General features: G+C 67.6%; 15 protein-coding genes. 13 read left to right on the top strand and 2 right to left on the bottom strand.

Annotation, left to right across the window (positions count from 1 at the left end; translation table 11 throughout):
• Positions 1-7: 7 nt before the first annotated feature.
• From manA to ahcY, 8 genes are all read left to right on the top strand, one after another.
• Positions 8-1,234, top strand: a complete 1,227-nt coding sequence (manA, locus tag G6N47_RS01755) for a mannose-6-phosphate isomerase, class I (RefSeq protein WP_083129931.1) — start codon at positions 8-10, stop codon at positions 1,232-1,234.
• Positions 1,231-2,151: a cation diffusion facilitator family transporter gene (locus G6N47_RS01750; RefSeq protein WP_083129930.1), complete on the top strand. Its 921-nt coding sequence runs from the start codon at positions 1,231-1,233 to the stop codon at positions 2,149-2,151. Before manA ends, G6N47_RS01750 begins: the two co-directional genes overlap by 4 nt.
• 49 nt (positions 2,152-2,200) lie before the next feature.
• A complete protein-coding gene (locus tag G6N47_RS01745; protein WP_083129929.1) occupies positions 2,201-3,691 on the top strand; it encodes an amino acid permease in 1,491 nt (496 codons plus the stop codon).
• A gap of 96 nt (positions 3,692-3,787) precedes the next feature.
• Entirely contained in the window at positions 3,788-4,999 is a 1,212-nt protein-coding gene (locus tag G6N47_RS01740) for an alkane 1-monooxygenase (protein WP_083129928.1), read from the top strand.
• Positions 4,999-5,172 (top strand): rubredoxin, encoded by a 174-nt coding sequence (locus tag G6N47_RS01735; protein WP_083129927.1) that lies wholly within the window; start codon positions 4,999-5,001, stop codon positions 5,170-5,172. The genes G6N47_RS01740 and G6N47_RS01735 overlap by 1 nt, the downstream gene beginning before the upstream one ends.
• On the top strand, positions 5,169-5,351 hold the full coding sequence (locus G6N47_RS01730; RefSeq protein ID WP_083129926.1) for a rubredoxin: 183 nt from the start codon (positions 5,169-5,171) through the stop codon (positions 5,349-5,351). Before G6N47_RS01735 ends, G6N47_RS01730 begins: the two co-directional genes overlap by 4 nt.
• On the top strand, positions 5,348-5,974 hold the full coding sequence (gene alkX, locus G6N47_RS01725; RefSeq protein ID WP_163659522.1) for a TetR family transcriptional regulator AlkX: 627 nt from the start codon (positions 5,348-5,350) through the stop codon (positions 5,972-5,974). Before G6N47_RS01730 ends, alkX begins: the two co-directional genes overlap by 4 nt.
• A 133-nt stretch (positions 5,975-6,107) precedes the next feature.
• Complete coding sequence (gene ahcY, locus G6N47_RS01720; RefSeq protein ID WP_083129924.1) at positions 6,108-7,580, top strand: adenosylhomocysteinase; 1,473 nt, start codon at positions 6,108-6,110, stop codon at positions 7,578-7,580.
• 4 nt (positions 7,581-7,584) lie between these two features.
• Here ahcY and sigC read toward each other — a convergent pair whose 3' ends face one another.
• Positions 7,585-8,139: an RNA polymerase sigma factor SigC gene (gene sigC, locus G6N47_RS01715; RefSeq protein ID WP_083129923.1), complete on the bottom strand. Its 555-nt coding sequence runs from the start codon at positions 8,137-8,139 to the stop codon at positions 7,585-7,587.
• Between the two features lie 42 nt (positions 8,140-8,181).
• Positions 8,182-8,922: a DUF2275 domain-containing protein gene (locus G6N47_RS01710; RefSeq protein WP_163659520.1), complete on the bottom strand. Its 741-nt coding sequence runs from the start codon at positions 8,920-8,922 to the stop codon at positions 8,182-8,184.
• 126 nt (positions 8,923-9,048) lie between these two features.
• On the opposite strand from G6N47_RS01710, the gene G6N47_RS01705 reads away from it, so the two are divergent.
• The 5 genes from G6N47_RS01705 to G6N47_RS01685 are packed head-to-tail and all read left to right on the top strand — an operon-like array spanning position 9,049 to position 12,237.
• A complete protein-coding gene (locus G6N47_RS01705; RefSeq protein WP_083129921.1) occupies positions 9,049-9,360 on the top strand; it encodes a PE family protein in 312 nt (103 codons plus the stop codon).
• Positions 9,357-10,937 (top strand): PPE family protein, encoded by a 1,581-nt coding sequence (locus G6N47_RS01700; RefSeq protein WP_083129920.1) that lies wholly within the window; start codon positions 9,357-9,359, stop codon positions 10,935-10,937. Before G6N47_RS01705 ends, G6N47_RS01700 begins: the two co-directional genes overlap by 4 nt.
• 3 nt (positions 10,938-10,940) lie before the next feature.
• Positions 10,941-11,234 carry a type VII secretion system protein EsxG gene (gene esxG, locus G6N47_RS01695; RefSeq protein ID WP_083130472.1) on the top strand — a complete coding sequence of 98 codons (294 nt, stop codon included), beginning with the start codon at positions 10,941-10,943 and terminating at the stop codon, positions 11,232-11,234.
• An 18-nt stretch (positions 11,235-11,252) separates the two neighbouring features.
• Positions 11,253-11,543, top strand: a complete 291-nt coding sequence (locus G6N47_RS01690; RefSeq protein ID WP_083130471.1) for a WXG100 family type VII secretion target — start codon at positions 11,253-11,255, stop codon at positions 11,541-11,543.
• Positions 11,544-11,586: 43 nt separating this feature from the next.
• Positions 11,587-12,237 (top strand): dTMP kinase, encoded by a 651-nt coding sequence (locus G6N47_RS01685; protein ID WP_083129919.1) that lies wholly within the window; start codon positions 11,587-11,589, stop codon positions 12,235-12,237.
• The last annotated feature ends 24 nt before the right edge of the window (positions 12,238-12,261 follow it).

Here is a 12,261-nt window from a genome sequence, read left to right as displayed (position 1 = left end):
AACAGACGTGGAACTGCTACGCGGAGCGATACGGACGTACGCCTGGGGATCGCGTACGGCCATCGCCGAATTCACCGGGCGACCGGTCCCGGCCGCTCACCCCGAAGCCGAACTCTGGTTCGGCGCGCATCCGGCCGATCCGGCGTTGTTGGAGACCGCCGGTGGCGAAACGTCGTTGCTGGACGCGCTGCTCGCCGACCCGGACGGCCAGCTCGGTTCGGCGACTCGTTCCCGATTCGGTGACAGGCTGCCGTTCCTGGTGAAAGTGCTTGCCGCCGACGAGCCGTTGTCGCTGCAGGCGCATCCCAGCGCCGCGCAGGCCGCCGAGGGTTACCTGCGCGAGGAGCGGCTGGGCATCCCTGTCAACTCGCCGGTGCGCAACTACCGCGACAAGAGTCACAAACCCGAACTGCTGGTGGCGCTGCAGCCGTTCGAGGCGCTGGCCGGATTCCGCCCGGCGGCCCGCACCGTCGAGCTGCTGCGCGCGCTGGCTGTCTCCGACCTGGATCCGTTCATCCATCTGCTCAACGACCAGTCCGACGCCGACGGGCTGCGCGCGCTGTTCACTACCTGGATCACCGCCCCGCAGCCCGACATCGACGTGCTGGTCCCCGCCGTCATCGACGGCGCGATTAACTACATCACTTGCGGCGCAACGGAATTCGCGGCCGAAGCCAGGACGGTGCTGGAGCTGGGTGAGCGCTATCCCGGCGACGCCGGTGTGCTGGCGGCGTTGTTGCTCAACCGCATCAGCCTGGCCCCCGGTGAGGCGATCTTCCTGGCCGCCGGCAACCTGCACACCTACTTGCGCGGCGTCGCGCTGGAGGTTATGGCCAACTCCGACAACGTGTTACGCGGCGGCCTGACGCCCAAGCACGTCGACGTGCCGGAGCTGCTGCGCGTGCTGGACTTCACCCCCACCACCGAGGACCAGTTGCGCCCGCCGACACACCGCGACGGTCTGGGGCTGGTCTACGACACCCCGACTGACGAGTTCGCGGTGTGCGTGCTGAGGATCGACGGGGAGCAGGTCGGCCACGAGGTGGACGCGCCGTCGCGGCATGATGGGCCGCAGATCCTGCTCTGTACCGAGGGTGCCACCACCGTGCACGGAAAATCCGGGACGCTGACCCTCGAGCGCGGCGCTGCGGCCTGGGTGGCCGCCGACGACGGGCCGATCCGGCTGGTGGCGCATCAGCCGACGAAGTTGTTCCGGGCCACCGTCGGCCTGTGAGCACCAGCAGCAGTACTCGCGCGATCCTGGCCGCGCTGGCCGCCAACGCCGGCATTGCCGCCGCCAAGTTCGTCGGCTTTGTGGTCACCGGGAGTTCGTCGATGCTCGCCGAGGCGGTGCACTCGGTGGCCGACACCTCCAACCAGGCGCTGTTGCTGTTCGGTCAGCGCGCGGCGCGCAGACAGGCCGACGCGCTGCACCCGTTCGGCTACGGCCGCAGCCGCTACTTCTGGTCGTTCGTGGTGGCGCTGGTGTTGTTCACTCTCGGCGCGGTGTTCGCCCTCTACGAGGGCTACCACAAGATCGTCCACCCCGCCGAGCTGACGTCTCCGGTCGTGGCACTGGCGATCCTGGTGGTGGCAATCACGTTGGAGGCGTTCAGTTTTCGCACGGCGGTGGTTGAGTCTCGGCCGCTGAAGGGTAGCGGCAGCTGGTGGCGGTTCATCCGCAACTCCCGCAATCCCGAGCTGCCGGTGGTGCTGCTGGAGGACACCGGCGCGCTGATCGGATTGGTGTTCGCGCTCGTCGGCGTCGGCTTGACGACGGTCACCGCCAACCCGGTCTGGGACGGCGTCGGCACTATCGCCATCGGTCTGCTGCTCGGCGCGATCGCGACCATCCTGATGGTCGAGATGCACAGCCTGCTGATCGGGGAGAGCGCCACCACCGCGGAAGTCGACGCCATCCGGGCGGCGCTGGAGAACACCGAACATGTCGATCGCCTGATCCATTTGCGCACGCAGTATCTGGGCCCCGACGAGATGCTGGTGGGCGCCAAGATCGCGGTGGGCCCACAGGTCGAGCTGGCCACTGTGGCGGCCACCATCGACGCCGCCGAGGCCAACATCCGCGCGGCGGTGCCGGCCGCCCGGGTGATCTACCTCGAGCCCGACCTGGATCGCACGCTGATCCGCTAGCCCCGCGCCGGCGCGCGTATCGGCCCGGTAGTCGGTACTGTCCCGGGACATGGCCGATCGTTGGCGCATCAAATCCGTCGAGCAGTCGATTGCCGACACCGACGAACCGGACAGCCGGCTGCACAAGAACCTCAGCTGGTGGCACCTGACCGTGTTCGGTGTGTCGGTGGTGATCGGCGCCGGGATCTTCACGGTTACGGCCTCGACCGCCGGCAACATCACCGGCCCGGCCATCTGGATCTCGTTTCTGATCGCGGCGATCACCTGCGGGCTGGCCGCGGTGTGCTACGCGGAGTTCGCCTCGACGCTGCCGGTGGCGGGCAGTGCCTACACCTTTTCCTACGCCACGTTCGGGGAGTTCCTGGCGTGGGTGATCGGGTGGAACCTGGTGCTCGAGTTGGCCATCGGCGCGGCGGTGGTGGCCAAGGGGTGGTCCAGCTACCTCGACACAATGTTCGGAATCACCAGGGGCACAATCACTTTCGAGTCCTTCCAGCTCGACTGGGGTGCATTGCTGATTGTGGCGCTGGTAGCGACGCTGCTGGCGCTGGGCACCAGGTTGTCGGCGCATTTTTCTGCGGTGGTTACCGCGATCAAGGTGTCGGTGGTGGCGCTGGTGGTGCTCGTCGGCGCCTTCTACGTCAAGGCCGACAACTACTCGCCGTTCATCCCGGCGCCGGAGGCCGACCACGCAGGAACCGGCGTCGACCAGTCGGTGCTGTCGCTGATGACGGGGGCGCACACCAGCCACTACGGCTGGTTCGGCGTGCTGGCCGGGGCGTCGATCGTGTTCTTCGCGTTCATCGGGTTTGACATCGTCGCCACCATGGCCGAGGAAACCAAGCATCCCCAACGCGACGTGCCGCGCGGAATCCTTGCCACCCTGGGCATCGTCACCGTGCTCTACGTCGCAGTGTCGGTCGTGCTGTCGGGGATGGTGCCCTACACCGCGCTTCGGGACCGCCCCGGCGGCAAGCACGCGAACCTGGCCACCGCGTTCGCGGCGAACGGGGTGCATTGGGCGTCCGGCGTCATCTCGATCGGCGCGCTGGCCGGGCTGACCACGGTGGTGATGGTGCTGATGCTCGGCCAGTGCCGGGTGCTGTTCGCGATGTCGCGCGACGGGCTGTTGCCTCGCCTGCTGGCGCAGACCAGCTCGCGCGGCACGCCTGTGCGGATCACCGTGCTGGTCGCGGTGTTGGTGGCGCTGGCGGCGTCGGTGTTCCCGATGGCCAAGCTGGAAGAGATGGTCAACGTCGGAACGCTGTTCGCGTTCGTCCTGGTGTCCGCCGGCGTGATCATCCTGCGCCGCACCCGCCCGGACCTGCCGCGGGGCTTTCGCGCGCCGTGGGTGCCGCTGCTGCCGATCGCGTCGGTGTGTGCGTGCCTGTGGCTGATGCTCAACCTGACCGGGGTGACCTGGATCCGGTTCGGCGTGTGGATGGTCGTCGGCATCGCCATCTACTACGGCTATGGCCGCCGCCACTCGGTGTTGGCGGGGCGGGCCGACGAGCAGCCTGTCGTCCAGGTTGCTTCCTGACCTTCTTTACAAATTGCCATCATATGTCTAGACACGAGACGCAAACGTCGATATTGTCAACTCCAACGTGCTGTGACTCACAACGGAGGTTGCTACATGACCACCACGACGAGCCCCGACACCGCGGTGTGGCGAGACAAGAAGCGCCATCTGTGGCTCCTCGGCTTGATCGCCCCGACGGCGGTGCTGCTGATGCTGCCGATCGTGTGGGCGATGAATCAGGCAGGCTGGCACACCGCGTCGCAGGCGCTGTTCTGGATCGGTCCGTTCCTGGTCTACGTGCTGTTACCGCTGCTGGACCTGCGCTACGGGCCCGACGGGCAAAACCCGCCCGACGAGGTGATGGAGCGCCTCGAGAACGACAAGTACTACCGCTACTGCACCTACATCTACATCCCGTTCCAATACATCAGCGTCGTCCTGGGTGCCTACCTGTTCATTGCGTCGGACCTGAGCTGGCTCGGCTACGACGGGCCGCTGGGCTGGCCGGCCAAGATCGGGCTGGCGCTCTCGATCGGCGCGATGGGCGGCATCGGCATCAACACCGCGCATGAGATGGGCCACAAGAAGGAAACGCTGGAACGGTGGCTGTCGAAGATCACGCTGGCGCAGACCTGCTACGGCCACTTCTACATCGAGCACAACCGCGGGCATCACGTGCGGGTGGCCACCCCGGAGGACCCGGCGTCGGCGCGGTTCGGTGAAACGTTCTGGGAGTTCTTCCCGCGCAGCGTCATTGGTAGCCTGCGCTCGGCGTGGAACCTCGAAGCCCAGCGGTTGCGCCGGCTCAACAAGAGCCCGTGGCACCCCTCCAACGACGTGCTCAACGCCTGGGCGATGTCGGTGGTGTTCTGGGCGGTGCTGATCGCGGTGTTCGGCCCGGCGCTGATCCCGTTCGTGATCATCCAGGCCGTCTACGGCTTCTCGCTGCTGGAGTCGGTGAACTATCTCGAGCACTACGGCCTGCTGCGGCAGAAGACCGCCAACGGCCGCTACGAGCGCTGCACGCCGCAGCACAGCTGGAACTCCGACCACCTGGTCACCAACCTGTTCCTGTACCACCTGCAGCGGCACAGCGACCACCACGCCAACCCGACCCGGCGCTACCAGACGCTGCGCAGCATGGACGGCGCACCGAACCTGCCCAGCGGCTACGCGTCGTTGATTGGGCTGACCTACCTGCCGCCGCTGTGGCGCAGGCTGATGGATCACCGCGTGCTGGCCCACTACGACGGCGACATCACACGAGCCAACATCCACCCGCGCGTCCGCGACCGGGTGCTGGCCCGCTACGGGGCGGTGGCGTGATGTCGTCGTACCGCTGCCCGGTCTGCGACTACGTCTACGACGAGTCCAAAGGCAATGCGCGGGAAGGCTTTCCGGCCGGCACAAGCTGGGAGCAGATCCCCGACGACTGGTGCTGCCCGGACTGCGGGGTCCGCGAGAAGATCGACTTCGAACCTATAGGAGTAACCCAATGACGGACTACAAGCTGTTCGTCTGTGTCCAGTGTGGCTTCGAGTACGACGAGGCCAAGGGCTGGCCGGAAGACGGCATCGCGCCCGGCACCCGCTGGGACGACATCCCCGACGACTGGAGCTGCCCGGACTGCGGCGCGGCAAAGTCCGACTTCGAGATGGTAGAAGTCGCGCGTTCGTGACCAGTACTCTCGCGCATGTGAAACGGGTCCCGTATGCCGAGGCTTCGCGGGTCCTACTGCGCGATTCGGTACTCGACGCCACGCGCGAGCTGCTGCTGAGCCGTGACTGGTCGGCGATCACGCTGGCCGACGTCGCTCGCGCCGCGGGCATCAGCCGGCAGACCATCTACAACGAATTCGGCTCCCGGCAAGGCCTGGCGCAGGGCTACGCGCTGCGGCTGGCCGATCGGCTGGTGGACGCCGTCGACGACGCCATCTACTCCAACGTCGGCGACGTCTACGCCGCCTTCCTGCAGGGCTTCCGGATGTTCTTCACCGAGTCGGCCGCCGACCCGCTGGTGATCTCGCTGCTCACCGGGGTCGCCAAGCCCGACCTGCTGCAGCTGATCACCACCGACAGCGGGCCGATCATCACTCACTGCTCGGAGCGGTTGACCAACACGTTCCAGCACAGCTGGGTCAAGGCCAGCGACGACGACGCAGGCATCATCGCGCGCGCGATCGTGCGGCTGGCGATGAGCTACGTGTCGATGCCGCCCGAGGCCGACCACGACGTCGCCGCCGATCTTGCGCGGCTGATGACGCCCGCCGTCGAACGCTACGGTGTGATCGACACCCGGTGACGATGCGGCCGCGTGCGGCCGAGGAGGAGGCGGGTAATCAGCCGAGCCCCCTGACCCGGCATCGCACGCCCGCCGCATCGGGGACTAATGTGTATGCAAGCTAACTAGTTGACCGATGAGGAGTGCGCCCGAGATGACGACCACCGAGAACGCGCTGAGCACCGACGTGCGCAACGGCATCGAATACAAGGTCGCCGACCTGTCGTTGGCGGACTTCGGTCGCAAGGAGATCCGGCTGGCCGAGCACGAGATGCCGGGCCTGATGTCGCTGCGCCGCGAATACGCGGAGGTGCAGCCGCTGAAGGGCGCCCGCATTTCCGGGTCGCTGCACATGACCGTGCAGACCGCGGTGCTGATCGAGACTTTGACAAGCCTCGGTGCCGAAGTTCGATGGGCGAGCTGCAACATCTTCTCCACCCAGGACCACGCCGCTGCCGCGGTGGTCGTCGGACCGCACGGCACACCCGAGGAGCCCAAGGGCACCTCGGTGTTCGCGTGGAAGGGCGAGACGCTCGAGGAGTACTGGTGGGCGGCCGAGCAGGCGCTGACCTGGCCGGGCGAGCCGGCCAACATGATCCTCGACGACGGCGGCGACGCCACGATGATGGTGTTGCGGGGCATGCAGTATGAGAAGGCCGGTGTGGTGCCGCCCGCCGAGGAGGACGACTCCGCCGAGTGGAAGATCTTCCTGAACCGGCTGCGCGAGGGCTTCGAGTCCGACAAGACCAAGTGGACCAAGATCGCCGAGTCGGTCAAGGGCGTCACCGAGGAGACGACGACCGGTGTGCTGCGGCTCTACCAATTCGCCGCCGCCGGTGATCTGGCGTTCCCGGCGATCAACGTCAACGACTCGGTGACCAAGTCCAAGTTCGACAACAAATACGGCTGCCGGCACTCGCTGATCGACGGCATCAACCGCGGCACCGACGTGCTGATCGGCGGCAAGAAGGCGCTGGTGTGTGGTTACGGCGACGTCGGCAAGGGCTGCGCGGAATCGTTGGCCGGCCAGGGCGCCCGGGTGACTGTCACCGAGATCGACCCGATCAACGCGCTGCAGGCGCTGATGGAGGGCTACGACGTCAAGACCGTCGAGGAGGCCATCGCCGAAGCCGACATCGTCGTCACCGCGACCGGCAACAAGGACATCATCACGCTCGAGCACATGAAGGCGATGAAGGACCAGGCGATCCTCGGCAACATCGGCCACTTCGACAACGAGATCCAGATGGCGGCGCTGGAGCGCTCGGGCGCCACCAAGCTGAACATCAAGCCGCAGGTCGACCAGTGGACGTTCCCCGACACCGGCAAGTCGATCATCGTGTTATCCGAGGGCCGGCTGCTCAACCTCGGCAACGCCACCGGCCACCCGTCGTTCGTGATGAGCAACAGCTTCTCCAACCAGGTGATCGCCCAGATCGAGTTGTGGACCAAGAACGACGAGTACGACAACGAGGTCTACCGGCTGCCCAAGCACCTCGACGAGAAGGTGGCCCGCATCCACGTCGAGGCGCTGGGCGGTCAGCTGACCAAGCTGACCAAGGACCAGGCCGAGTACATCGGCGTCGACGTCGAGGGTCCTTACAAGCCGGACCACTACCGCTACTGAACTGCTAGCCGGTCGCCTCGTCGACGTCGAGTCCGGCCAGCAGCGCGCCGCGGGCGCGGGCGACGCGGGACCGGATGGTGCCCACCGGACACCCGCACACCGCGGCGGCGTCGGCGTACGACAAACCCAGTAGCTGGGTGAGCAGCAGCGCCTCGCGCTGGTCGGCGGTGAGGTTGGCGATCATCGTCGTGACTTCCACGACGTCTTCGAATCCGCGGGTGGGCCGGTCGCGGTTGAGCAGCTGCTCGGGATCGGCGCCGTGCGCGGTCCGCGGCCGGGCCTGGGCGTGGCGCACGTGGTCGGCGACGACGCGGCGCGCGATGGACAGCAGCCAGGTCCGGGCGCTGGAGCGTCCGGAGAATCGCCGGATGGCGCCGATGGCCCGCAGAAACGTCTCCTGGGTCAGATCGTCGGCGTGGGATCCGTCGGACAGGTAGGCGACAAACCGCCACACGTCCTGTTGGGTGGCTTTGATGAATGTCTCGAGCGCCCCGGCGTTTCCACGTGCAGCGGCGAGGGCGAGCGCGGTAAGGGCCTCGTCGTCGCTACGCGCGGTCATGACCACCCACCTTAGTACGACGCACTGTCGTAGATCGCACGGTCAGGCGGCGGAGCGGTTGACGGGCCACAGATGGGCGCGGCGCCGAGCAGCCGGCGCGCGTGGGGTCAGCACCAACTCGGTTGCTTCGACGCCGTCGTCGGCCTCCGGCTTGGCCGACCCGACCCGTTCGCGGGCCACCAGCAACGCGAACACCAAGCCGATCAGCATCGGTACGTGGCTGGCGATGCGCGCCGCGGTGACCTGTCCGGTGCAGGCGTCGACGGCCACGTAGCCCAGCAGCGCCACCGCGAACGCGCCGGCGATCGCCGCGACACCGACTGCCGCCGCGGTCCAGATGCCGGCGGCAATCATCGCCACGCCCAACGCCAGGAACCACGCCGTGGACTCGTGCAGCAGGTGTGCCCCCGTCGCAGCGCCATGCGCGTGGTGGGACACCAGGCCGAAGTCGATTCCGGCGATTTGAGCCAACGCCAACGCAACCTGAACCACCCCCACGACAATCAGCCCGCACCGCCGGTAGTCCGACGCCAGATCCCGCAGCCAGCGGCGATACGGCGGCTGCCCCGCCACACCGGCGCTCGCCATGATCTGTTCGACCAAGTTCGGTGCCCGGCGCGCCTCGACCGAGGACAGCCGGCGGGTCTGCACCGCCACTCCGATCAGCCAGGCGCGGCACTCGTGACACGAACCCAGATGGGCGTCAACCCGCTGGGCCGGCACGTGCGCAGCCTCACCATCCAACCTCGCCGACAGCGCTTCGCGCGCAACCTCACACCGCATCGCTGTATCGTCGCGCATTCCCGGGCCCCGCACAAAGGGCGGGTCGCCGCGCGACAACCCCGGGAACTAATTCGCGTCGCGGCCCGACCACTTGTAGGTACGCACGATCAACCGGAAGAGGTATCTGTGTCCCTGCGAGTTGTTCCCGAGGGCCTGACCGCGGCCAGCGCTGCGGTGGAAGCGTTGACAGCGCGGCTTGCCGCTGCGGAGGCCGGTGCGGCGCCGCTGATTTCGGCGGTGCTGCCGCCCGCCGTCGATCCGGTGTCGCTGCAGACGGCTGTGGGTTTCAGCGCGTCCGGCAACGAGCATGGCGTCGCGGCCGCGCAGGGCGTGGAGGAGCTGAGCCGGTCCGGTGCCGGTGTCGGCCAGGCCGCCGCCAGCTACGTCACCGGTGACGCGGCCGCCGCGTCGTCGTACGCGGTTGCCGGCGGCCTATGACGGCGCCCATCTGGATGGCCTTCCCGCCGGAGGTGCACTCGACGCTGCTGAGCAGCGGCCCGGGGCCGGGGTCACTGTTGGCAGCAGGCGGGGCGTGGTCGTCGTTGAGCGCCGAATACGCTTCGGCCGCAGACGAACTCACCACAGTGCTGGCCGGGGCCCAGGCGGCGTGGGAAGGCCCGACCGCGGAAAAGTATGTGGCGGCGCACGGCCCGTACCTGAGCTGGCTGCTGGACAGTGCCGAGAAGAGCACGGTCGCGGCGACCATGCACCAGACCGCCGCCGGTGCCTACACCACCGCGCTGGCCGCGATGCCCACGCTGGGCGAGCTCGCGGCGAATCACGCTGTGCACGCGGCGTTGGTCGCGACCAACTTCTTCGGGATCAATACCATCCCGATTGCGCTCAACGAAGCCGACTACGTGCGGATGTGGGTTCAGGCGGCCACCACGATGAGCACCTATCAGGCCGTTGCCGGATCGGCTCTGGCCGCCGTCCCCCCGACGGTGCCGGCGCCGCAGATCGTCGCGCCGGGCGGTGAAGCCACCGCTGCCACAACGCAATCGGCCGCCATGGCCCCCGCCTCGCAATCCGGTTCGCAGCTCAACAGCGCGGACGCCTCGGCTACCCAGCAGGCGGCGACCAGTGGTTCGTCGTGGCAGGACCAGCTTGCGCAGCTGATAACCAACTACAACATGGGCTTCGCCGATCCCCTGGCTAAGCTGTTCTTTCCCAATGGCTATCCCATCGACCCGATGGGATTCGTCAATTCAATTTTGCCGTTCTTTTCACAAATCCCCGGAATCTCACCAGCCCTCGCCTCGGCACTCGCGTGGTTCGTCTTCCATAATTTGATGCTCGTTCTTGCCCTTGCGCAGACGGCCCCGGCTTTGATGATGGCCGCTTTTCCGGCGGTCGCCGGCGCCGCTGCCGCCGGGCTGGCGGGATTGGCGGGGCTGGCCGGAGTCACAGGCGTCGCCGGCGTCGCGGTCCCTCCGGCAGCGGACATGCCGGCGGCCGCGGCCATCCCGACGCCAATGGGATCCGCGCCGGCGTTCTCAACGGCGACCGGTGTGGAATCAAGCGTGAGCAACGCCCCGACGACGTCGAGCACTGCGACGCCCAGTTCGGCCATGCCGAGCGGTGGGGGACCGGCCGGTGGTGGCCCGGAAGTCGGCTTCGGTCCGACCACGGGAATGACCGAAGGCTTTTACGCGGTGAACGCGGCGGGGTTGCCCGCGCAAAGCAGCGCCAGCAGTCGCGCGCGTCGGGGGACCAAGGAATCGTCGTCGGAGGACGTCGATGCTGCGGCGCCGGCAGCCGGGTCGGCTCGCGAGCAGGCGCGGGCCCGGCGGCGCCGGTCGGCGGCGATGGATCGTGGCCACCGCTACGAATACATGGACTACGAGCCGACGGTGGCCTCCGAGCAGGGGGCGGGGCCGTTGGGTTTTGCCGGGACGGTGCGTGGTGATGCTGTGGAGCGGGGGTTGGCGAGGTTGGGTGGTGATGAGTTCGGTGGTGGCCCAAGGGTTCCCATGGTGCCGGGTAGTTGGGTGGTTGATGAGGAAAGGAAGTAAGTGATGAGTTTGTTGGATGCTCATATTCCGCAGTTGGTGGCGTCGCAGTCGGCGTTTGCGGCTAAGGCGGGGTTGATGCGCTCGACGATCGGTCAGGCCGAGCAGGAAGCGGTCTCGGCGCAGGCGTTTCATGTCGGAGAATCGGCGGCGGCGTTTCAGGCTGCCCATGCCCGGTTTGTGGAGGTGGCGGCGAAGGTGAACGCGCTGCTGGATATCGCGCAGGCCAATTTGGGTGATGCGGCGGGCACCTATGTGGCCGCCGATGCCGCCGCGGCGTCCACCTACACCGGGTTCTAAGGGAAGGGGTTAATGCAGGTGTCGCAGATTATGTACAACTACCCGGCGATGCTGGCGCATGCCGGGGACATGGCCTCCTATGCGGCCACGATGCAGGGCCTGGGGGCCGATATCGCGTCCGAGCAGGCCGCGTTGTCGGCGGCCTGGCAGGGCGATACCGGGATGACGTATCAGGCGTGGCAGGCGCAGTGGAATCAGGCGATGGCCGATCTGGTGCGGGCCTATCACGCGATGGCCGGCACCCACGAGACCAACACCGTCTCGATGCTGGCCCGCGACCAAGCCGAAGCCGCCAAATGGGGCGGCTGACGGGCTAACGGCCGACCGGCGCTCGGGGGGATAGGCTCGCGCCGTGCTGATCGCGATTGAAGGCGTCGACGGCGCCGGCAAACGGACGCTGTCGAACGGCCTGCGGGCAGCATTCGAGGCGGCCGGCAAATCGGTGGCCGCGTGCGCGTTCCCGCGCTATGGGCAGTCGGTGGCCGCGGACGTCGCGCACGAGGCGCTGCACGGGCAGCATGGCGACCTCGCGTCGTCGGTCTATGCGATGGCGATGCTGTTCGCGCTGGATCGCGCCGGCGCCGTCGAGCACATCCGCGAGCTGTGCCGCGACCACGACGTCGTCATCCTGGATCGCTACGTGGCATCCAACGCCGCCTACAGCGCGGCCCGGCTCCACCAGGGCGCCGACGGGGAAGTGGCGGGCTGGGTGTATGAGATGGAATACCGGCGGTTGGGCCTGCCTAGGCCGGATTATCAAGTGCTGCTTGATGTTTCGGCCGAACTGGCCGGCCAGCGCGCGCGGCAGCGGGCTGATCAGGAAGCCGGTCGCGCCCGCGATGCCTATGAGCGCGACGACGATTTGCAGCAGCGAACCGGCGCCGTGTACGCCGGCCTGGCCGCCGCCGGGTGGGGCGGGCGCTGGCTGGTGGTGGACGCCGACGTCGACCCCGCGGAGCTTGCTGCCCGGCTGAACTGGAAGAAACACGGGTGTGGGAACTGAGTTTTGTCGCGAACTGGTGACACC

This window comes from Mycobacterium branderi (assembly GCF_010728725.1).
Lineage (GTDB): Bacteria > Actinomycetota > Actinomycetes > Mycobacteriales > Mycobacteriaceae > Mycobacterium > Mycobacterium branderi.
This window is presented reverse-complemented; position numbering and strand designations above follow the sequence as displayed.